The following is a 23,160-nucleotide window of genomic DNA, read 5'->3' on the forward strand; positions in this document are numbered from 1 at the left end:
GCGATGAGTGATAAAATGCCGCGATGAATTCGCCCTCTTTGCTGAGCGACTCCGTCGCACGCTACATCCATTTACGCCTCCATTCCGAGTTTTCAGTCACCGACGGCATCGTGCGCCTAGATGATGCGGTTAAAGCCGCAAAATCTGGCGGCATGCCTGCGCTGGGTGTTTCTGATCTGATGAATCTCTTTGGAATGGTGAAGCATTACAAAGCCTGCCGTGAAGCGGGGATTAAACCCATTGTTGGTATTGATGCATGGGTTGAAAACCCGGAAGACCGGGATGTCCCCTTCCGCATTCTGCTTATTTGCAAAAGCCGCGCCGGGTATGGGCGGCTTTGTGACCTATTATCGAATGCATTTCGAAACAACCAGTACCGTGGCCGGGCCGAGCTAAAAAAAGAATGGCTCACCGAAGGGGATAATAGCGAGCTGATTTGCCTCTCAGGCGCAAGTCTGGGGGAAATTGGCCAGCTCCTGATCGGCGGACAGTACGATGCCGCCCTCGCAGCCACCCGCTGGTGGGCAGATACTTTCCCTGATCGTTTTTATCTGGAATTACAACGCACAGGCTTTCCTGGCTGTGAGCCCAGTGTGCAAGGCCATCTGGATTTAGCTTCTGATCTTGACTTACCCGTTGTCGCCACTCATCCCGTTCAGTTTATGGACAGGGATGATTTTAAGGCACACGAAGCCCGTGTCTGTATTGCTGAAGGCAATATGGTGTCGGATAAGCGCCGCCCCCGCATGTTTACAGAAGAGCAATATTTCAAATCCGTCAGCGAGATGGCCGAATTATTTGCGGACGTGCCTGAAGCGCTTGCCAACAGTGTTGCCATTGCCGAGCGCTGTAATTTATCAGTAACGCTTGGCAAAAACTATTTGCCCGATTTTCCGACTCCAGATGGCATGACGCTGGATGATTTTCTGGTGTTTGAAGCTAAGCGTGGTCTGGAAACCCGTCTGCAGCTGCTATACCCGGATGAAGCCAAGCGGGATGCCGAGCGCCCGCGTTATTTAGACCGGCTAAAATTTGAAACCGATACCATTGTGCAAATGGGCTTCCCCGGCTACTTCCTGATCGTTGCCGACTTTATTATCTGGGCAAAGCACAATGGCTGCCCTGTGGGGCCAGGCCGGGGGTCGGGTGCAGGATCGCTGGTGGCGTACAGCCTTGGCATTACCGATATCGACCCCACTGCTTACGCCCTACTCTTCGAGCGCTTTCTGAACCCTGAACGCGTCTCTATGCCCGACTTTGATATCGACTTTTGTCAGGAAAACCGCTGGCGCGTGATCGAGTATGTGCGTGAAAAATATGGCGTAGAAGCGGTCAGTCAGATTGCCACCTTCGGCACTATGGCCGCCAAAGCGGTGGTGCGGGATGTGGGCCGTGTGCTTGATTTGCCCTATATGTTTTGTGATGGTTTATCCAAGCTAATCCCTGCTGCACCGGGCAAGCAGTACAGCCTTGATGATGCGCTGGAAATGGAGCCCATTTTAAAGCAGCGGGTTGAAACAGAAGACGAAGTTAAAGAGCTTTGGGTGCTGGCCAAAAAGCTAGAAGGTCTGACGCGTAATATTGGTATGCATGCCGGGGGTGTTTTGATTGCACCCGGCAAAATTACTGATTTCTGCCCTATTTATCTGGCTTCTGGCGCGGATTCTTCGCCCGTTTCCATGTTGGATAAAGACGACGTTGAAAAGATCGGCCTGGTGAAGTTCGACTTTTTGGGTTTACGCAACTTAACCATTATCGAGCTGGCACTGAGCTATATCCGGGATATGGAAGGCAGTGCACCTGATTTAATGCTGCTGGGCTTTGAAGACCAGGCCGCGTATAAGATTTTCCGCGACGCTAATACCACGGCAGTGTTCCAGGTGGAATCGGACGGAATGAAGCGCCTGCTGGCCAAGCTGAAGCCAGACCGCTTTGAAGATATTATTGCGGTATTGGCACTTTACCGCCCTGGCCCACTTGGCTCCGGGATGGTAGACACCTTTATTAATCGTAAAAATAAACTGGAAGAAGTGGATTACTTCCACCCTGACCTGACGGCTTGTCTCGACCCCACTTATGGTGTGATCGTGTACCAAGAGCAGGTAATGCAGATCTCGCAGATTATCGGCGGCTATACACTAGGTGGCGCGGATATGCTGCGCCGGGCCATGGGTAAGAAAAAACCGGAAGAAATGGCCGAGCACAGGGAAAAAATTGCCCAAGGTGCTGCGCTCAAAGGGTACGACCCGAAGCTTGCCGAGCAGTTGTTTGACTTAATGGCGAAATTTGCCGAATACGGTTTTAATAAATCGCATACGGCCGCCTACGCCGTGGTTTCCTATCACACGGCATGGCTGAAAGCACACCACTGTGCTGCTTTTATGGCCGCCACGATGAGCTCGGAGCTGGATAACACCGATCAGCTGAAAGTGTTCTACGACGATAGCGTTGAAACGAACAAACTCATTTTACTGCCGCCCGATGTTAATCAAAGCTTTCACAAGTTTGTGCCGGTTTCCCGCAGGGAAATCCGCTATGCACTGGGTGCCATTAAAGGTGTGGGCGAATCTGCCGTACAAATGATTGTTCGCGAACGTGAAGCAAATGGCCCCTTTACTGATTTATACGATTTTTGCCGCCGCACCGAAAAGCGCGAAGTAAATAAGCGCACCCTCGAAGCTTTAATTCGGGCGGGTGCATTTGATCTGCTGGATCCGCATCGTGCAAGACTTCTGGCTAATGTAGAGCAAGCAATGGCGCTGGCAGAGAGCGAAGCGGCCAATAAAAATCAATCCAGCCTGTTTGATATGCTGGAGGCCGTTGATGTACCCCAGGTCGCCATGATTGAAGTGCCTGAGTGGGATGAGCGCATTAAACTGGCTGAAGAAAAAAATGCGGTCGGATTTTATATTTCCGGCCACCCCTTTGATGCCCATGCCAAAGGAATTCGTCAGTTTATTAAATCATCACTTGAGCGCCTAGAGCCCAGCCGAACACCACAAATGATTACCGGCATTGTGAGTGGCTTACGCATTAAAAACGGTGATCGGGGCCGGATGGCTTTTGTTACCTTGGATGATGGCAAATCTCGCCGGGATGTCACCGTTTACTCGGAAGTATTTGAAGCCAACCGGAACAAAATCAAGGAAGACACGCTCTTAGTAATTGAGGGCAAGGTTTCTGAAGATAGGTTTTCAGGGGGCTTACGCATTATTGCTGATACTATTTATGATATTGCAGAGGCACGCAGCCGTTTTGCGCGCAGTATGACTTTGGGCATGCGCCAAGGGATGGATGCGCAAAGGCTAAAAAGCTTGCTTTCACTTCATCGCGGCGGCGAGTGCCCTGTTGAGGTTGATTATCAAAATGCCGAAGCCGCATGCACTCTTTCTCTTGGCGAAAGCTGGAGAATCACTTTGCATGACGAGCTACTGGCAGAGTTAAAAAGTTGGTTAGGAAATGAAAGTGTTTCAGTAAAGTTTTAGTTAAATTTTTAACAACTACTGAAACACCTGATTACAAGCGCTTTAAAGAAAGCACAGCATCTATATAAGCTCATCAGCTTTTGACAAGGGATACAAATATGGACGAAGAAATTCGCAAGAAAGCCCTCGAATATCACCGCTTTCCAAAGCCGGGTAAGATTCAGGTCTCGCCTACCAAGGCTTTATCCAGCCAGCGCGATTTAGCACTGGCCTACTCTCCTGGCGTTGCGGCTGCATGCGATGCCATCGTTGAAGATCCTAACGAAGCGCGTAATCTTACAGCGCGTGGCAATTTAGTCGCGGTCATCACCAATGGCACTGCAGTACTCGGTTTGGGCGATATCGGCCCATTGGCGAGCAAGCCCGTTATGGAAGGGAAAGGCGTACTCTTTAAAAAGTTTGCCGGCATTGATGTATTCGATATTGAAATCGAAGAAAAAGACCCAGAAAAACTCGTTGAAATTATTGCTTCGCTGGAGCCTACTTTCGGCGGCATTAACTTAGAAGACATCAAAGCACCAGAATGCTTTTATGTTGAAAAAATGCTGCGTGAACGGATGAAAATCCCGGTTTTCCATGATGACCAGCACGGCACAGCGATTATTGTTGGTGCGGCGGTAATCAATGGCTTACGCCTGATCGGTAAAAAAATCAATGAAGTAAAACTGGTTGCATCCGGAGCCGGTGCTGCTGCGATTGCATGCCTTGATTTGCTCGTTTCTTTGGGCGTAATACGTGAAAACGTAACCGTTTGCGACTCCAAAGGCGTTATTTATACAGGCCGTGGCCCGCTGGATGAAACCAAGCAACGCTACGCGCAAAATACTGAATCCCGTACGCTGAAAGATGCGCTTGTGGGTGCAGATATTTTCCTGGGCTTATCTGGCGCAGGATTAGTGACAGGCGACATGATTCAGTTGATGTCAGCTACCCCGCTGATTTTGGCGCTGGCCAATCCGGATCCGGAAATCACCCCGCCTGACGCGCGTGCGGCACGCAGCGATGCCATTGTTTGCACTGGCCGTTCTGATTATCCAAACCAGGTCAATAACGTTCTTTGCTTCCCCTTTATTTTCCGCGGTGCGCTGGATGTTGGTGCAACCACGATTAATGAAGCCATGAAGCATGCGGCAGTTAACGCCATTGCAGAGCTCGCGCATGCCGAGCAATCCGATGTGGTGGCTGATGCCTACAGTGGCCAGAACTTAAGTTTTGGTCCTGATTACCTGATTCCAAAACCATTTGATCCACGTTTGATCATTAAAATTGCGCCTGCAGTTGCACGTGCAGCAATGGAATCCGGCGTAGCAACCCGCCCGATTGAAGATTGGGGCGTGTATATCGAAGAGCTGACGCAATTCGTTTACAAATCCAATTTATTTATGCGTCCGGTATTTACTGCTGCGAAAAAAGCCAATAAACGGGTTATTTTCTGCGAAGGTGAAGACGAGCGCGTCCTGCATGCGGTGCAGGAAGTCGTGGATATGGGGGTTTGTCAGCCGATTATCATTGGCCGCCCTGCTATTATCGAAAAGCGCATCGAAAAACTGGGCTTACGCATCAAAGCAGGCGTTGATTTCCAGTTATGCAACCAAGAAGACGATCCGCGCTATCGCGAATACTGGATGGAATACCACGACATTATGAAGCGTCGTGGTGTGGCTGAAGAGCTGGCAAAAGCAGAAGTTCGCCGTAAAACCACCCTGATCGGTGCTTTGATGCTGAAGCGTGGCGAAGCCGATGCTATGATTTGCGGCACTTACGGCCAGTACCAGCGCCATCACTGGTATGTCAGCAATGTTTTAGGCTTACGCAAAGACGCTAAAGTCACCGCTGCGATGAATGCACTGCTCTTGCCTACAGGTAATGTATTTATCACAGATACTTACGTTAACCAAGATCCAAACCCAGAAGAACTGGCTGAAATCACCATGATGGCTGCAGATACCGTACGCAAGTTTGGTATTCAACCTAAAGTGGCGCTGCTCAGCCATTCTAATTTTGGCAGTATGGATACGCCTTCTGCCCGTAAAATGCGCGCTACTCTGGCCATTTTGCGTGAACGTGCGCCTGATCTTGAAGTCGATGGTGAAATGCATGGCGACGCAGCTTTATCGGCAACAGTACGTCAGCAGGTATTCCCAACATCCACGCTGAAAGGTGAAGCCAATCTGTTGATTATGCCAAATCTGGATTCCGCAAATATTTCTTTCAACTTATTGAAAATGACTTGCGGCGATGGCGTAACAATTGGCCCGATGTTAATGGGCTTAGCCGCTCCTGTGCATATTCTGACACCTACAGCATCGGTACGCCGTATTGTGAATATGGCGGCATTAGCCGCTGTTGAAGCAGCTGCACGCGACTAAGCAGTAATATCAGCCCGCCCCCTGATTCATAATCATTTGACTGAATCAGGGGCTTGGGCTTTTTATTTTTCAAGGAGGGGAACAATATGAGTGAATACAATCCTAATGATCCATTCGGCTTATTTTCCCAATTTTTCAAGCCAGCAGCGGGCAACCCCTTTACGCCGCCCATGACGATTGAAGAAATAGACCGAAAAATTGCAGAATGCCGCACTGTTGAACAGTGGCTTTCTATGCAGGTTGGTATGCTGCAAATGACCATTAAAACCCTTGAAATGCAAAAAGCAGGGATTGCTGCCTTTAAGCAAGGACTTGATCCAAAGGAACCATGATTTATATTCGCTCAGCCCGTACCCTCAGCCTCGCCGTCATTGCAGCGGGGCTTTTTACTGCCTGCGCTACCACGCCAGTCCCCTTGCCCGCCAAGCCATCCCCCCCTCCGGTTGCAGAGCCCAAAACAGCTTTACCATATCAGCAGAGTACCTGGCAAAACCTACCCAATTGGCCTGGGGACGATCTGGCTTCCAGCTTTGCCACATGGAAAAAATCTTGTACCAAACTGCGCCAAGAGCCTTGGTTGGCGCTATGTAAAAATGCCAGCAACATCGGCGCGCAAGATGCACGTAAATTTATTGAGTCTCACTTTACCCCCTATCAGCTAACCAATCCTGATGGCAGCCAGACAGGGCTCATTACCGGTTACTACGAACCTGTATATCCGGGAAGCATGCAAAAAACCAGCCGGGCACTTTATCCTGTCTATGCGCCGCCTGAAGATATGATTACCGTAGAGTTGGCTGCGCTTTATCCAGAGCTAAAAGGAAAGCGTGTACGCGGGCGTTTGGTTGGCAATAAATTACTGCCTTACTTCAGCCGCAGCGATATTGTTAAGAAAAACATAGATGCGCCTGTACTGGCATGGCTGGAAAGCCCAATGGATGTACAGTTTTTGCAAATTCAAGGGTCCGGACGCATTCGTTTGCATGAGGGGAAAGAGCTTCGCCTAGGATATGCCGATCAGAATGGCCACCCATATAAACCTGTAGGACGCTGGCTGGTGGAGCAAGGCGAGCTGAAAGCGGCAGATGTTTCGATGCAATCCATCAGAAGCTGGGCAGATACGAATCCTGATCGTATTGAAAACTTGCTGGACAGCAACCCAAGCTACGTCTTTTTTCGCACCCTGCCCCTTTCAAATGAGGGTCCAGTTGGCGCACAAAATATCCCTCTGACGGCAGGCTTCAGCATCGCAGTAGATAAAAACGTGATCCCTCTTGGGAGTATGACTTTTATTGCAACGGATCGGCCAGATAATGGGGGCGGTATTCACAGACTGGTGGCGGCGCAAGATACCGGAGGCGCTATACACGGCACAATAAGGGCTGATTTCTTTTGGGGAACGGGAGATGCGGCAGGTGAGCTGGCAGGGAAAATGAAGCAAAGCGGCCAGCTGTGGCTGATTTGGCCTAATAATCTGGCCTTGCCTGATTAAAAATTCAATTGGCTACTGCGTTAAGCAGTAGCCAATTAAAGTTATTTATTCAAGTCCATTTATTGGAAAGACAATCGCGATGAAAAATAAAAACATTTAATTTATCAGGCTTATCTTAAAAGTGATAACCCACGCCTAAAAGCCATGTTGATACTTTCGCTTTATTAAAATACTGACCTTCAAACTTCATAGACCAATTTTGTCCCAGCCTCATTCGGGTGCCTGCGCCCAAATTAGTATCTGTCTCAGAGTAATCGGCATATTTTTTTTGGCTGCTGGAAAACAGCGTCCGCCCCACGCCTAACTTTGCATATAAATCAAAGCGCTCATTCAGAGGCAAATTGCCGACAAGAGAAATACCGTAATAACTTTCCGGGGTATATTTGACTTTTTCCTCGAACCAGCCAGCGAACATTGGCGTCACCAAACCTAAACCGACAAACTGCCCTTCAATCGCAAAATGAGTATTAATCTGATAAGCCAGCTGAGCAGAAAACGCAGCATCGGGCTCAGAATCGGTAGAATATTGTGACCTTCCAATAGAGAAATCAGCCATAAAACCCGGCCGAATTTCTGCATTGGCAGAAGAGACCATTAATATAAAACCAAGCGCAACAAGTAAACGCATAAACACCCCTGTTAACTATTATTTCTATTGTTTTTTTAAGAAGAGGTGATTATGCCATTTAATTATCGAAAAAACAGCAATGCTTTCAACAATATTTCAAACCCCAGCAAGAATCAGTAATTTACTTTGTTGGAGAAATTTATTTCAGCGTAAAGCAGAGCCCAATTCCCGTCTTAAAAAAGCATGAAAATGGCGCATACCATCTTCCATTGGGCTTTGATATGGACCAACTTCATTGCGCCCTGCGGCATACAGCGCACTTCGCCCGGATTCCATTCTGCGGATGATGTCCTGATCCTCCACTGCCGTTTCGGCATATGCAGCTTGCTCTGCCGCCAATAACTCAGGCTCAAACCACGCAATATCTTCAGGGTAATAAAATTCAACCACGTTTTTATAACTACGCGGCCCTGTTGGAATAATGGTTGAAATCACTAAAGTATGGGGATACCACTCCACCATAATATTGGGATAATAAGTCAGCCAAATTGCCCCGTGCTTTGGGGCTTTTCCTTGTCCATAGCGCATGAGTTCGGCATGCCAGTCGGCATAGACTTTAGAGCCGGGTTTAGCTAATGCATTATGAACACCCACCGTCTGTACCGAATACCAATCGCCAAATTCCCATGCCAGATCAGCACACTCAACAAAGCGGCCTAAACCCGGATGGTATGGATCCACATGATAATCTTCTAAATAAACTTCAATAAAGGTTTTCCAATTACCTTCATATTCATCCACCACGACGCTATGAAAAACGTATTTCGAAAAATCTAAATCTTTTGCAACGCCTAAATTTTTTAAATCGCCTTCAATATCGCGGCCAGATTCAAACAATAAGCCATTCCATGCTTGCAATGGCGTATTGGGTAAATGCAGACAAGGATTTTTTTTGAAATGAGGCGCGCCAAGCAGCTCGCCCTTAGCGTCGTATGTCCAGCGATGAATCGGGCAGACGGTATGCGTTTGATTGCCACGCCCTTCCAGCATCAGCGCCTGGCGGTGGCGGCAAACATTAGAAAGAAGGTTTACGCCATCCTGATTGCGCTTTAGATATCGTGCGGCGTTATCCGCTTCTAAAACATGATAATCGCCCACTTCGGGCACCATCAGCTCATGGCCGATATAGCGCGGGCCTTTCGCAAATAAAAGGGCTTGTTCTACTTGATAAAGCGTCTCATCAAAATAAGCGCTTACTGGTAATTGTGAATCGATTGTGTCTTGCACAACGGCAATGTTTGCCAGATTAGACATATCCCACACCCCCGAAAAGAGAAGGTTGGTCTTGCCACTGCCGCTGTATCCACAGCGAACATCAGATGGGTGGGCAAGCCATCAATAAAAAAGCCGGGCATGGCGCCCGACTCGCAAAGGATCGTGATTTTCGCCGAAACAAGCTACTTTAGGCAAGTTGTCTTGCGAAATCATCTAAAAAGCCACCACTTCATATGGCAAGTGGCGGCTTCGTTTTTATTACATCACTACGATTACTTCACTTCTGCTGCAATATCGCTATAGCTCTTGATTTGATCAAAATTTAAGTAGCGGTACACTTCCGACGATTTTTGCTCAAGAATGCCAATGTTTGCGAGGTATTCTGCATGCGTTGGAATCTTGCCCAGCATCGCGCAAACCGAAGCCAGCTCGGCCGAGCCCAGATAAACACGGGTGTCAATCCCTAGGCGGTTCGGGAAGTTACGTGTTGAGGTAGAGAACGCTGTCGAGCCCTTACGCACCTGTGCCTGGTTGCCCATACATAGCGAGCAGCCCGGCATTTCCATGCGCGCGCCTGTGCGGCCCAATACGCCATAATGGCCTTCTTCGGTCAGTTGCTGTGCATCCATCTTGGTCGGAGGTGCAATCCATAAACGAACCGGAATATCGCTCTTGCCTTCTAGTAGCTTGGATGCTGCACGGAAGTGACCAATATTGGTCATGCAAGAGCCAATAAACACTTCATCAATGGTGTCACCCGCTACTTCAGACAAGAACTTCACGTCATCCGGATCATTCGGGCAGGCGACGATAGGCTCTTTAATATCAGCTAGGTCGATTTCAATAATGGTGGCGTATTCCGCATCCGCATCGGGTTGCATCAATACAGGGTTAGCCAGCCATTCTTCCATCGCAGCAATACGGCGTGCCAGAGTGCGGGCATCTGCATAGCCTTCGGCAATCATCCACTTCATCAGTGTGATGTTTGAGGTAAGGTATTCAGCAATAGGCTCTTTATCCAGCTGTACCGAACAACCTGCAGCGGAACGCTCAGCGGAAGCATCGGACAATTCAAAGGCTTGCTCCACTTTCAGCTTAGGCAGGCCTTCAATTTCCAAGATGCGGCCGGAGAAAATATTTTGCTTACCTTTTTTCTCTACTGTGAGCAGGCCTTGCTTGATGGCGTACAGCGGAATGGCGTTGACTAAGTCACGCAGGGTGATGCCAGTCTGCATTTCACCCTTAAAGCGCACCAGTACCGATTCAGGCATATCCAGCGGCATCACACCGGTTGCGGCAGCAAAAGCCACTAAACCAGAGCCCGCCGGGAAAGAAATACCAATCGGGAAGCGGGTGTGGCTGTCGCCGCCTGTGCCCACGGTATCTGGCAACAGCAGGCGGTTTAACCATGAGTGAATCACACCATCACCCGGACGCAGCGATACACCGCCACGAGTGGAGATAAACTCTGGCAACTCGTGGTGCATTTTAACGTCAACCGGCTTTGGATAAGCCGCTGTATGGCAGAACGATTGCATCACCAGATCAGCAGAGAAGCCAAGGCAGGCCAGGTCTTTGAGCTCATCACGGGTCATCGGGCCGGTGGTGTCTTGCGAGCCAACCGAAGTCATGCGTGGCTCACAATACGTACCCGGGCGAACACCGGTCACACCACAGGCTTTACCGACCATTTTCTGAGCTAAACTAAAGCCTTTGCCAGAATCTACCGGTGCAACCGGGCGTTTGAATACGGCAGATGGCACCAAGCCCAAGGCTTCGCGTGCTTTATCCGTTAAGCCACGACCAATAATCAAAGGAATACGGCCACCGGCGCGCACCTCATCCAACAGGACGTCGGTTTTTAAACTGAAAGTTGAAACAACGGCGCCGTTTTTCTCAATTTTTCCTTCCAGTGGGTAAACATCAACCACATCACCGGTTTCAAGCGTAGAAACATCTACTTCGATCGGCAAAGCGCCTGCGTCTTCCATGGTATTAAAAAAGATAGGCGCAATCTTTGTACCTAAGCAGAAGCCACCAAAGCGTTTGTTTGGCACATAAGGAATATCGTCGCCGGTAAACCACAGTACTGAATTGGTTGCCGATTTACGAGAAGAACCTGTCCCAACCACATCGCCAACGTAAGCAATTTTATGGCCTTTGGCTTTTAGCGCATCCAGCTGTTTGATCGGGCCAACGCTGCCAGGCTGATCGGCTTCGATGCCTGGGCGTGGATTTTTTAGCATTGCAAGCGCGTGCAATGGAATATCTGGGCGTGACCACGCATCTGGGGCTGGCGACAAATCATCAGTATTGGTTTCGCCAGACACTTTAAATACGGTCAGTGTTACTTTTTCTGGCACGGCCGGGCGGCTAGTAAACCATTCTGCATCTGCCCATGATTGTAAAACTTGCTTAGCAAAGGCATTACCCGCATCGGCTTTCGTTTTTACATCATGAAACGCATCAAACATTAAGAGTGTTTTAGATAGGGCGGCAGCAGCAATGGCAGCAACCGCTTCATCGTCGAGCAAGTCAACCAAGGGGGCGATATTAAAGCCACCTAACATCGTGCCTAGTAATTCAGTTGCTTGAGCACGGCTGATTAAACTGCATACTTCCGTACCATGGGCAACGGCAGCCAAATAAGATGCTTTTACTTTAGCTGCGTTATCTACACCGGCTGGAACACGGTAAGTAATCAGATCGACAAGAAAGGCCTCTTCACCAAGAGGCGGAGTTTTTAACAGTTCGATCAGGTCGACTGTTTGCGACACATTCAGTGGAAGCGCTGGGATACCCTGTGCTGCGCGCTCTGCAACATGCTGACGATAGACTTCTAGCACGGTTGGACCTTTCAAGTGATGATGGGATAGTGTCGAGAAAAACTCAGACTAGTGACATTTTACCTGTCTGGCTTTTAGATGTGAATCAAAGTGTAACTACTTTTACCACACTACAATGAATAAGGAGCGGCGAAGCGCCGCCATCTGGCGGCGTATGCGGTAGGCTACTTCGATTTAGCTTGCAATTTTGTTTGTCTATCGGTATGATCCGCAACCTTCTTTGTGCTTTAGCACAAATCCCCATCGTACCCTGACCTTCCCCCGCCTGTGCTGTATGAGATGCGGATTGACCGGTTAGCGTCGATGTAACGCTGACGGCCGATTTCCGTATTTAATTCCGGAATGCGCCCGTCTTCCCGCTCGCCGGGATATATTCAAAGGAATATTCATGCCACATCGCGACACTCATTCTGAAACCGCTGTTAACGCTTTTGCCGAAATGGGCCTTGCCACCGAACTGGTACAAGAATTAGCTAAGCTCGGTATCACTACTCCAACCCCAGTGCAAGCCGCTGCAATTCCACAATTGATGGCTGGCCATGATGTGATGGCTTCTGCACAAACGGGTACAGGTAAGACTGCAGCATTCTTGCTGCCAGCGCTGCATAAATTATTTAAGCCTGCTAAGCACAATGCACGCGGCCCACGCGTTCTTGTTCTTACACCAACACGTGAACTTGCAGAGCAAGTTGCCAAAGTTGCGACAGATTACTGCAAACTGATCCCACGTTGCAAGGTTGCTTGCGTAGTGGGTGGCGTTCCTTACCCAGTTCAAAACCGTATGCTGGCACAACCTTACGAAGTATTGGTTGCAACACCAGGCCGTTTGTCTGACCTGATGCGCGGTGGCCGTATTGATTTCGGCCGTCTGGACATGCTGGTACTGGACGAAGCAGACCGCATGCTGGACATGGGCTTTATTGACGAAGTTGAAGCCATTGTTTCTGCAATGCCTAAAGATCGCCAAACCGCCCTATTCTCTGCAACACTTTCAGAAACAGTTCAACGCTTTGCTGGCCCAATGCTACGCGATCCACGTTTAGTGGAAATGGAAGTAACCATCAATGCTCAGCCACAAATCGAACAGGCTGTTCATTACGCTGACGGTTACGAGCACAAGCAAAAACTGGTTGCTGCCCTACTGAAAGATGCAAGCGAAACACAATCGATTGTATTTACCGCAACAAAAGCAGATGCCGACGGCCTTGCCGAGTGGCTGAAACTGGAAGGCTTCCGTGCTGCAGCGATGCACGGTGACTTAGCTCAACGCGATCGTCGTCGCACTTTAGATCGTCTGCGCCGCGCTGAAATCGATATCTTGGTTGCAACTGATGTTGCTGCGCGTGGTATTGACGTTGCCGGTATTGGTCTGGTTCTGAATTTTGATCTGCCACGTTTTGCTGAAGACTATATTCACCGCGTAGGTCGCACTGGTCGTGCAGGTCGCACAGGTAAAGCTATCTCCCTCGTGACTAAAAACGACTTTATGTTGCTGACACGCATTCGTCGTCGTTACAACATCGATTTCGGTACTGTATCTTTACCAGGTCTTGAAGCACGCTTCAAGCCAGGTCAAGGTGGTAATGGCGGCGGCGGTTACGGCGATCGCAAACCATCCGGCGGCTATAAAGGCAAGCGCCCTCATGGCGGCGGCGGTGGTTATGCCGGTGCCAGCACGGGTGGCTACGCAGGTAATGGCGGTGGCTACGGCGACAAACGTCGTAACGACTCCCGTGGTGCAGATACACGCGGTGCAGGCAGCGAATCCCGTGAATCCCGCGGCAGCTTTGGCGGCGGCGCACACAACCCAAACAGCAACCCGGGTAGCTTCCGCAGCGGTAGCCGTGATGGCGGTGCCCCACGCGCTGAACGTCCGGCCGGCAATGGCGAAACACGTCAACGCCGCGCCAGCTGGTAATTGAGTAATCTGATTATCTTCTGGCCCGTTTACAGAGGTATTTAAGCCAGTGCTTTTAGATTAAATCAACAGCCCATTCCTTACAGATGGGCTGTTTTTACTTTTGAGCCCGCCTTGAAAATTAAGCAAAGCGTACACATTCGCCCTCTTAGCCCTTCAGATATCCAAGCGATAATGACCATTCAAAGTGCCTGCTACCCAAGCGCACTCTTGGAAGATGCTGCACATTTAGTTTGCAAACAACAACAATCCCCCTCCAGCTGCTGGGTTGCCACAAAAGAGTGTGAAGTGGTCGCCTATTTATTCAGCCACCCTTGGTGTGGCGATACCCCGCCCGATTTAAATTCCGTACTACCACCCGCCAATACCCAGCAACCCATCTATTACCTGCATGATCTTGCCGTGCATCCGCAAGCCCGGGGTCTGGGGCTGGCTCAGCAGCTTATAGACACGGCATTATCTTGGGCAAAACAACACGCCTTTGCACAAATCAGACTGATTGCCGTAGCTGGTGCTGCACCATTCTGGCTAAAGCAAGGTTTTAAGCCCGTTTTTCCGCTCAACGAGCAAATACTGAATAAGCTATCCGGTTACGGGCCAGACACGCACTATCTTGAAGTGATGATCTGACTGATCTGCGCCCTGCATAATTAAATGATCAACTTATACAACAAGACGAGAAAATGATTAAACGCCCCCGCACCGTTCGCCGCAGCCGTGGTGCTGCTGAAGCAGATGAATTAATCCATATCGCAAGCAGCCTTTCGATATCTTGCACCCTTGTGGAAGATCGTTTCTGGCAAGACAAACTGACGCAGCTGGTTGAAGAAATCCTGATCGACGAAGACGAGGACACATTAAACAGTGCCCTTGATACTCTTTCAAAAACAGATCCGCAGGCCTGGAATGAGTTAGCAGATATTGTTGAAGCGTGCACAGAAACACATCATGTGATGATTGATCAGCAAGATGGCCAGAGCGTTATGTTTGCCATTCCCCTTTTAGCGTGGTCTCGCTTTAGCATCCCCTCAGGACCGCTTGGTGCAGAAAGAATCGAAAGCTTGCGCAAACATTTAGCAGAGCAGGTATTTGCTAAGGGCACGCTTTTTTCCCTGGCAGATTTTTTATTCAGCCCGGATCAACTCCCTCAGGGCTATTGCAATACTGCAAAACTGAGCAAAATGCTGGCAACACTCAGCACAGAAAACGGCACACTAATCTGCGAACGAGCCAGCAGCGCCGAACCCGCCACTTTTTTAACCGACACCCGCTACCTGCTAGGCGCCGTAACCGCCCCCGTTGGCCAAGCTTTATTTCGCTGGCAGGAAGAAGATGGTGTGCGCAAAGACATCCTCAGCCAATGGCAGAAGCAAGGACTTCAATCCCTGCAATCTTTATTTGCCGGATGCGCCATGGAATCACTCACACCGCTTTCTTATTTTGCAGCCTGGCGCGAATCTGATCGTGCATCAAGAGGCTATTCATTAAGGGCGACCATTTCGTTCTTACAGCTATTGCTCAATATCGAAGCACGCCAGCTCACCTGCGTAATTGCGGCATGCCACGGTCGCCATCTTGAAGAATACAGAATTGGTTTTATCCGCCGCAATGAAGAGCCAATGCTGCATGGCGTAGTCTGGCCTCTACTGGATGGTGAAGATGAACATACAGATTGCGTTGCAGATATAGAATCCATTCTGCGTGACGCAGGCATCAATGATATTGTGATTCATGAGCATACCTTCCCCATGGATCAGTGCGATGACTGTGGAAACCCGCTATTTCCTGATTTAGACGGCGATTTACTGCATATAGAAACACCAGAAAGCAGCGACACCCCGTCCCCACACTTGCACTAAACGCATGGTAGTGGCGGACACCCCGGCCGCCACTGCAACGTAAGCCACATGACTGATTTCAATCGACTATAATCACCACGCCTCCAACTGAATTGACCTGCCATGCGAAAGCTCAGTAATCCCACCGATATTGCTCGTGAAACACTTAAGCAGCTGACTATGCGCAGGGTTCCCCCGACGCCTGATCACTACGAATCAATTTATCATGAGATTGCGGGTACGGCAGACAACGACAAACTTCACCCTGTGATTAAAGACTTGATTGTCAGCATGGGAAGCTTCCCAAGGCAAACCCCTGAACTACAGCGCAATATTGAGCAGCTTTATAAGCAGGCCGGCCAGTCTAACTGGGCCAATATGCCTGCACTCATTATCCGCAGCATAGAGACCCAGGGCGGGCAAACCGAGCTTAGCCGAAGCTGGGCTGATTTAATTCGTGATTTAATCCGCCAGTGGGAGTTACGCAATCCTGTTTACACTCCCAGCCGCAAACAAGAATCACTAGAAAAAGTACTGATTAATTTTGGCAGCGACGCCAATTCACTCAATGAAAAACTAGGTGCTTTGATCAAAGCATGGTCCGGGGCCAGCGTGGAAAGTGGCGAAAGCCCAGAAGTGTTATCTGATCCCGGCGATTTAAACAACCCGGCTAATAACTCAATTAACAGCACATCAGACCAAGATAACGGCGACTGGCGTGATTGGCGTGACGCCCTGATCTCCGCACTGAGCGTGGGAATCGAGGGAAGGCTTTCGCACAATGCGGATCTGCAAGCTGAAGCAGCCAGCCTTGCCGTGGAAGTGGCATCTGTAAGCAATAATGCGGGCACGCAAAAGCTGATGCCACGACTGAGAAAATTCTGGCTGCGTTTAGAATTGCAAAACGATCAGGAAATTCGGCTTTGTGATGGACTAATGGGCCTGCTGCGCCTGCTCACAGATAATATGGCGGAAGTCGTCATTGAAGATGAATGGGTCAGGGGCCAGGTGGCGGTGGTGCAAGCCATCATGGCGCAGCCCCTGGATATGAGAGTCATCTATGACGCGGAAGCTGGGCTCAAGGAAGTCCTTTTTAAGCAAGGCCAGATTAAGCACAGCCTTGTAGAAACCCAGACTGTTCTTAAGAACATGATTGCCACCTTCATTGATCGCCTGAGCGTTATGTCGGACAGCACAGATCAATACCACAGTAAAATCAGCGATTACACTGAGCAAATTCAACAGGCCAATGATTTAAACAGCATTAAAGACGTTTTAGAGTCATTACTTGGCGATACTCGCAGCATGCAATTGGATGTACGTCGATCCCGCGATGATTTAATCGAAGCACGTGCGCAGGCCGATGATGCTCAGCGTCGCATTATCGAGCTGGAGAACGAGCTGACCCATGTCAGCCAGAAAGTCCGTACCGATCAGCTCACCGGCGCACTTAACCGCAGAGGGCTGGAAGAAATCTTTGATGTTGAGCTTGCAAGAGCGTTACGCAGTGAAAGCCCCATAAGTATTGGCTTGTTGGATATTGATAATTTTAAAAAATTAAACGACAGCCAGGGCCATGCCGCAGGTGATGCTGCGCTAGTACACCTCGTCTCGGTAGTAAAAGATTTATTACGCCCAAGTGACTCTGTTGCACGATATGGCGGCGAAGAGTTTGTTCTCGTTTTGCCTGAAACAGATATTAATGAGGCCGTAAGCGTTGTGCAGCGCTTACAAAGAGAGCTAACCAAGCGCTTCTTTTTAAACAATAACGAAAAACTTCTGATCACCTTCAGCGCCGGCGTGGCACTTGTCTTGCCCGGCGAAGCTAGGGACCAGGTGATTGAACGGGCAGATCAGGCGATGTATCAGGCAAAAAAACTAGGGAAAAATCGGGTAGAGATCGCCGAAACCCCAACTGGGGTCGCTTTGAGATAATAAAAAACGCCGCTTAATTCAGCGGCGTTTTTTTTGAAACCAGGAACATTCAGGCGAATAACTCATCCGGATGAACAACGGCAGTCCCTAGTTTGGCAACCACAACACCCGCGGCACGATTAGACCAATCCATCGCTTCAGGCATTTCCAGCCCTGCAGCAAGCATAAGACCCAAAGTGGCAATAACTGTGTCACCCGCACCAGAAACATCAAAAACCTCATGGGCATGGGTTGGCTTATGAACAACACCCTGCTTACGAAACAGGGTCATCCCTTCTTCACTACGCGTCACCAACAACGCATCTAAGTCCAGCGATGCGCGCAAAGACTCGGCTTTCTGTGCCAGCTCACTGTCGTTCGTCCATTTCCCTGCCACCTGCTTAAACTCACTGCGATTTGGAGTCAGCAATGTCGCCCCACGATAGCGCTCATACTCATCACCCTTAGGATCAACCAGCACCGTTTTGCCAGCTTCACGGGCAATTTCAATCATCATCTGTACATGACGCAAGCCACCCTTACCATAATCAGACAAGATGACGACATCTACATTGGGCAACAGCGCTCTGAAGTCATCCAGTTTAGCGGCCAGCACTTCATGGCTCGGCTCACTTTCAAAATCAATGCGCAGTAATTGCTGCTGTCTGGCTAAAACACGCAACTTGACCGTGGTATCAATATTTGAATCACGATGAAAATAAATATTCACCTTATCCGCCAGCAGCAAGCTTTCTAAGCTACGACCTGCCTCGTCATCACCAACAACCGCCAGTAAATATGCCTGACCACCCAAGGCTGCAATATTTCTGGCCACGTTGGCCGCGCCACCAGCACGCTCCTCGGTACGGCGAATTCGCGCCACAGGCACAGGCGCTTCGGGAGAAATGCGCTCTACATCACCAAACCAGTAACGATCCAGCATGACATCACCCACCACCATTACCCGTGCTTTTGCAACAGCACGTTGCAGCATTTTTTTACCTTCTGGAGACAACATAATTACCCCACTAAACTGGCGTTAATCTCAGCCAGCGTGGCCGCAGGATCATCACTTTGGGTAATTGGCCGCCCGATTACTAGGTAATCAGCACCCGCATCAATGGCCGCTACCGGCGTCATAATACGTGATTGATCATTTGCGGCACTATTGGCAGGGCGAATACCTGGTGTAACCAACTTAAACTCAGGGCCGCTTAAAGAACGCACCAAACCCGCTTCGTGTGCAGAGCAAACCACACCATCGAGGCCACTGCTATAAGTTAAACGAGCCAGCATCTCAACCTGCTTAGCAGGCTCCGGCAACATCAGCTCTGCCAGATCTTCCGTATTCATACTGGTTAACACCGTAACAGCAATCAGCAAAGGACGCTGCGGTAGTGCCTCCAAAGCATTGCGAGTGGTTTCCATCATACGACGCCCCCCGCTGGCATGGACATTGACCATCCAGACACCCAGCTCGGCTGCCGCTTTACATGCTTGCGCTACCGTATTAGGAATATCGTGGAATTTCAGATCCAGAAAAACATCAAAGCCACGCGCAACGAGCTGATCTACTAATTGAGGACCACAGCGGGTGAATAATTCTTTTCCGACTTTCAGACGGCAAAGCGCCGGGTTAACCCGGCTGGCAAACGCCAGAGCCTCGGCCGCATTGGTATAGTCAAGGGCAACGATCACTTTGGATAAAGAAGGCATACACGATCCTGTATCTATATTTTTTAAGTTATTTTTATGTTTAATGAACAAGGCAAAGACACACAGATCAAGCGTTTTTCTGCGCCCCACGCACTGGAGGAAAGGTTTCCCATTCAGTACATGCAGGACAATGCCAGAAATATTGTTTTGCTTTAAAACCACAATGAGTACAGCGATACATTGTTTGCTCACGCGTTGCGTCGTGGATCAGCTTCACAATGACTTCAAGCTCTACCTTCTGATCATCTGGCGCAACTAAGAGATGAGCTTCCAGCACCTTGCGTAAACTTGGCATGGTTGGATGGGCTTTAAGCCGCTCACGAACAAACTCATGCGTTGCCAACAAACCCTGCTCAGTTAATAAGCGCTCATAAGCCAGATCCAGCACATCTAACTCTGGATACTGACGCAACAAGCCAAGCAGCAGCTTGGTGCCCTCTTCCGTTCGTTCCTGAGCATCATAAGCCGCCAGCAACCCTCTTGCGGCCAGCGCAATATAAAGCGGCTCCTGCGACTCAATTCGAAGCCATGCCTCAATGGCGGCATCTATATTGCCCGCAGTCATTTCCAGCTCAGCCAGAATGATATTTGCACGTGCGCATTTACGATGTTCAGCAAGCGCTTTTTGCAAATAAACTCTTGCTGCTGCAGGCTCAGAGCGTAAAGCACCTTGCGAAGCAAGTTCACAATAAAACTGGGCAATCTCATGCTGATAAGTATGACGCTCATCCCGCAATTGCTGAGCCGTTTCAATCGCCTTGGCCCACGCCTTTTCTTGCTGATAAACACCCAGCAATTCTATTCTGGCCTGACGCGCATAATCTGTATCGGCCAGCTCTGTTAACAGGCTTTCTGCACGATCAAATAAACCAGCCTGCATAAAATCAAGAGCAAGCTCAAATTGCGCCGTTTGTTTTTGTGCAATCGTTAATTCTCGGCGCACCAAAAGCTTTTGATGCATACGAATAGCACGCTCTAATTCACCTCTGCGGCGAAACAAATGGCCAAGCGTAAATTGCAATTCAATCGTTTCTGCATGGTGCCGTGCAATATCAACATAGACGTCAACAGCACGGTTAGTCTCACCATTTAGGAGGTAATTCAGGCCTTTAAAATACGCTACAGGCAAAGATCGGGTTTCAGACAAGACATGTTTAATATCTACACGCGCAGCCAGCCAGCCCAAGGCAAAAAAGACCGGCAGGGCGATGAGCCACCAATATTCAATTTCAAGCATAAAGGGATTTACAACGCATCACGAGGTTGTTCAACAAGAAGATCAGGCGGGAAGTCTGCAACGGTTTGGCGAGCACGCAATTCTTTTTTCAGCCCGACCACTTCACGTCGCAAACGAATAATCTTAGAGAATGCAGCCAGCAAGCCAAATACAGCACCAACCACAAAGAATACTAATAACAATAGGGCCAAAGGAGCTTGCCAGAAATAGCCTAAAAAGAATTTAAGCACCACAGGTTCGGCATTATGCATGGCGAAGCCAAACAGAATGACAAATAGAAAAAATTTGATAAGCCAGAACAAATAGCGCATTGATCTAAACCATAGAAATAAGCTAGCTCACATTGTAACCGATTAAATGCAATCTACACGATCAGGAATCATCTGGTATTAAGTAAGAATTAAGAATACAGCTCCTTTTATGCAAAAAGGCGACACCCGAAGGTGTCGCCTGAAAGCAGAACATCAAATCAGGGCATCTACCCTTTCTCTTAGTTCTTTGCCCGCTTTAAAGTGGGGAACAAATTTTTCCGGAACCGATACTTTCGTACCTGATTTCGGATTGCGCCCCACTCGTGGCGGACGATAATTCAGATCAAAACTGCCAAATCCACGAATCTCGATACGCTGGCCCTGAGACAAGCTCTTGGCCATTGCATCTAAGATGGTTTTCACAGCCAGCTCTGCATCCTTCGCAACCAGCTGCGGATAACGCTGGGCGAGCTTTGCAATAAGCTCGGACTTGGTCATCCCACCTTGATCCATATTACTCAGCGCCGGACATCTTAGCTTTCAGCAGTGCGCCAAGGCTAGTTGTACCCGCAGTACCTGTGCTTTCGGTAGACAGTTTGCTCATTACTTCTGTTTCATCAGCGGAATCTTTCGCTTTGATCGACAGATTGATCGAACGGTTCTTACGATCAACGTTGATGATCATGGCTTCAACTTCGTCGCCTTCTTTCAGCACAGTACGGATGTCTTCAACGCGATCGCGTGAAACTTCTGTAGAGCGCAGGTAACCTTCGATTTCTTCAGACAGAGCAATGATCGCGCCCTTAGCGTCCAGAGATTTTACAGAACCCTTAACAAGGGAACCTTTATCGAATGTAGAAACGTAGTTGTTGAAAGGATCACCTTCCATTTGTTTGATACCAAGGCTGATGCGTTCTTTTTCTGTGTCGATAGACAGAACCATCGCTTCAACTTCGTCGCCTTTCTTGTAGTTGCGAACAGCTTCTTCGCCAGCCACATTCCAAGAAAGATCAGACAAGTGAACCAGACCGTCGATACCGCCAGCCAGACCAACGAACACACCGAAGTCAGTAATAGACTTGATGGCGCCCTTGATCTTGTCACCCTTCTTGAAGTTTTCTGCAAAATCATCCCATGGATTAGCCATGCACTGTTTCATACCCAGTGAGATACGACGTTTTTCTTCGTCGATATCCAAGATCATTACTTCTACTTCATCGCCAAGCTGAACAACCTTGGATGGATGAACGTTCTTGTTAGTCCAATCCATTTCTGAAACGTGAACCAGACCTTCGATGCCTTGTTCGATTTCAACGAATGCGCCGTAGTCTGTAAGGTTAGTAACCTTACCGAACATACGTGTACCCGATGGGTAACGACGTGACAAACCAACCCAAGGATCTTCGCCCAATTGCTTCAGACCCAGAGATACGCGGTTCTTCTCTTGATCGAACTTCAGAACCTTAGCTTCAACTTCATCGCCAACAGCCAGCACTTCAGATGGGTGTTTCACACGACGCCAAGCCAAGTCAGTGATGTGCAACAGACCGTCAATACCACCCAGATCAACGAACGCGCCGTAGTCAGTGATGTTTTTAACGATACCCTTGATGATCGCGCCTTCCTTGAGTGTTTCAAGGAGTTTTTGACGCTCTTCGCCCAAGGATTCTTCAAGCACAGCGCGGCGTGAAACAACAACGTTGTTACGCTTACGGTCAAGCTTGATCACCTTGAATTCGATTTGCTTGCCTTCGAATGGAGTGGTGTCTTTAACCGGACGAATATCAACCAAAGAACCTGGCAAGAATGCGCGCAGACCGTTAACCATAACAGTCAGACCACCCTTAACCTTACCGGAAATAACACCGGTCATTACCATGGCTTTTTCGAGGCAGTCTTCAAGCTCAATCCACGCAGCCAGACGTTTAGCTTTTTCGCGGGAGAGTTTAGTTTCGCCGTAGCCGTTTTCAAGGCTATCAATCGCAACAGGAACGAAATCGCCAACCTTAACATCAAGGTCACCGTTGTCGTTTTTGAATTCTTCGAGCGGGATGAGCGACTCGGACTTCAGGCCGGCGTTCACAGTCACGAAGTTATGGTCGATAGCAACCACTTCAGCAGTGATCACTTCACCAGCGCGCATTTCCTGACGCGTTAGGCTTTCTTCGAACAGAGCGGCAAAGCTTTCCATGGAGCCGGACAGAGTAGCAGTAGTCATATAAATGGAAATTTCCAAGCATTTCTGGCGGAA

17 protein-coding genes are annotated in these 23,160 nt (G+C 49.1%); 8 read left to right on the plus strand and 9 right to left on the minus strand.

Annotation, left to right across the window (positions count from 1 at the left end; genetic code table 11):
- The first annotated feature begins 23 nt into the window (after positions 1-23).
- From dnaE to mltA, 4 genes are all read left to right on the plus strand, one after another.
- Positions 24-3,485: a DNA polymerase III subunit alpha gene (gene dnaE, locus DYD62_RS11410; protein WP_115227454.1), complete on the plus strand. Its 3,462-nt coding sequence runs from the start codon at positions 24-26 to the stop codon at positions 3,483-3,485.
- Between the two features lie 98 nt (positions 3,486-3,583).
- Positions 3,584-5,854: an NADP-dependent malic enzyme gene (locus DYD62_RS11415; protein WP_115227455.1), complete on the plus strand. Its 2,271-nt coding sequence runs from the start codon at positions 3,584-3,586 to the stop codon at positions 5,852-5,854.
- Positions 5,855-5,940: 86 nt separating this feature from the next.
- Positions 5,941-6,186, plus strand: coding sequence for a PhaM family polyhydroxyalkanoate granule multifunctional regulatory protein (locus DYD62_RS11420; protein ID WP_115227456.1), 246 nt, complete (start codon positions 5,941-5,943; stop codon positions 6,184-6,186).
- Complete coding sequence (gene mltA, locus DYD62_RS11425) at positions 6,183-7,346, plus strand: murein transglycosylase A (protein WP_115227457.1); 1,164 nt, start codon at positions 6,183-6,185, stop codon at positions 7,344-7,346. Before DYD62_RS11420 ends, mltA begins: the two co-directional genes overlap by 4 nt.
- A 115-nt stretch (positions 7,347-7,461) precedes the next feature.
- Here mltA and DYD62_RS11430 read toward each other — a convergent pair whose 3' ends face one another.
- The 3 genes from DYD62_RS11430 to acnB all read right to left on the minus strand — a co-directional run bounded on the left by DYD62_RS11430 (position 7,462) and on the right by acnB (position 12,035).
- Entirely contained in the window at positions 7,462-7,974 is a 513-nt protein-coding gene (locus DYD62_RS11430; RefSeq protein ID WP_115227458.1) for a porin family protein, read from the minus strand.
- A gap of 144 nt (positions 7,975-8,118) precedes the next feature.
- Complete coding sequence (locus DYD62_RS11435) at positions 8,119-9,228, minus strand: aromatic ring-hydroxylating oxygenase subunit alpha (RefSeq protein WP_115227459.1); 1,110 nt, start codon at positions 9,226-9,228, stop codon at positions 8,119-8,121.
- A gap of 233 nt (positions 9,229-9,461) precedes the next feature.
- Positions 9,462-12,035: a bifunctional aconitate hydratase 2/2-methylisocitrate dehydratase gene (acnB, locus tag DYD62_RS11440; protein WP_115227460.1), complete on the minus strand. Its 2,574-nt coding sequence runs from the start codon at positions 12,033-12,035 to the stop codon at positions 9,462-9,464.
- A 388-nt stretch (positions 12,036-12,423) separates the two neighbouring features.
- Here acnB and DYD62_RS11445 point away from each other — a divergent pair, with 388 nt between their 5' ends.
- The 4 genes from DYD62_RS11445 (at position 12,424) to DYD62_RS11460 (ending at position 17,726) form a co-directional block, all read left to right on the plus strand.
- The gene (locus DYD62_RS11445) at positions 12,424-13,953 is read left to right on the plus strand and encodes a DEAD/DEAH box helicase (RefSeq protein WP_115227461.1); all 1,530 of its coding nucleotides are present in this window, start codon (positions 12,424-12,426) and stop codon (positions 13,951-13,953) included.
- Positions 13,954-14,127: 174 nt separating this feature from the next.
- The gene (locus DYD62_RS11450; protein ID WP_115227462.1) at positions 14,128-14,583 is read left to right on the plus strand and encodes a GNAT family N-acetyltransferase; all 456 of its coding nucleotides are present in this window, start codon (positions 14,128-14,130) and stop codon (positions 14,581-14,583) included.
- A gap of 53 nt (positions 14,584-14,636) precedes the next feature.
- Positions 14,637-15,812: a DUF2863 family protein gene (locus DYD62_RS11455; RefSeq protein WP_115227463.1), complete on the plus strand. Its 1,176-nt coding sequence runs from the start codon at positions 14,637-14,639 to the stop codon at positions 15,810-15,812.
- A gap of 102 nt (positions 15,813-15,914) precedes the next feature.
- On the plus strand, positions 15,915-17,726 hold the full coding sequence (locus DYD62_RS11460) for a sensor domain-containing diguanylate cyclase (protein WP_115227464.1): 1,812 nt from the start codon (positions 15,915-15,917) through the stop codon (positions 17,724-17,726).
- A gap of 49 nt (positions 17,727-17,775) precedes the next feature.
- Here DYD62_RS11460 and rfaE1 read toward each other — a convergent pair whose 3' ends face one another.
- The 6 genes from rfaE1 to rpsA all read right to left on the minus strand — a co-directional run bounded on the left by rfaE1 (position 17,776) and on the right by rpsA (position 23,100).
- Positions 17,776-18,699 (minus strand): D-glycero-beta-D-manno-heptose-7-phosphate kinase, encoded by a 924-nt coding sequence (gene rfaE1, locus DYD62_RS11465; RefSeq protein ID WP_115228280.1) that lies wholly within the window; start codon positions 18,697-18,699, stop codon positions 17,776-17,778.
- Between the two features lie 26 nt (positions 18,700-18,725).
- Complete coding sequence (pyrF, locus tag DYD62_RS11470) at positions 18,726-19,421, minus strand: orotidine-5'-phosphate decarboxylase (protein WP_115227465.1); 696 nt, start codon at positions 19,419-19,421, stop codon at positions 18,726-18,728.
- A 67-nt stretch (positions 19,422-19,488) separates the two neighbouring features.
- On the minus strand, positions 19,489-20,658 hold the full coding sequence (lapB, locus tag DYD62_RS11475) for a lipopolysaccharide assembly protein LapB (protein WP_115227466.1): 1,170 nt from the start codon (positions 20,656-20,658) through the stop codon (positions 19,489-19,491).
- An 8-nt stretch (positions 20,659-20,666) separates the two neighbouring features.
- On the minus strand, positions 20,667-20,969 hold the full coding sequence (locus tag DYD62_RS11480; protein ID WP_115227467.1) for a LapA family protein: 303 nt from the start codon (positions 20,967-20,969) through the stop codon (positions 20,667-20,669).
- A gap of 153 nt (positions 20,970-21,122) precedes the next feature.
- Entirely contained in the window at positions 21,123-21,407 is a 285-nt protein-coding gene (locus tag DYD62_RS11485; RefSeq protein ID WP_046350225.1) for an integration host factor subunit beta, read from the minus strand.
- Positions 21,408-21,423: 16 nt separating this feature from the next.
- On the minus strand, positions 21,424-23,100 hold the full coding sequence (rpsA, locus tag DYD62_RS11490; RefSeq protein WP_115228281.1) for a 30S ribosomal protein S1: 1,677 nt from the start codon (positions 23,098-23,100) through the stop codon (positions 21,424-21,426).
- Positions 23,101-23,160 lie beyond the last annotated feature (60 nt).

This window comes from Iodobacter fluviatilis (genome assembly GCF_900451195.1).
Taxonomy (GTDB): Bacteria; Pseudomonadota; Gammaproteobacteria; order Burkholderiales; family Chitinibacteraceae; genus Iodobacter; species Iodobacter fluviatilis.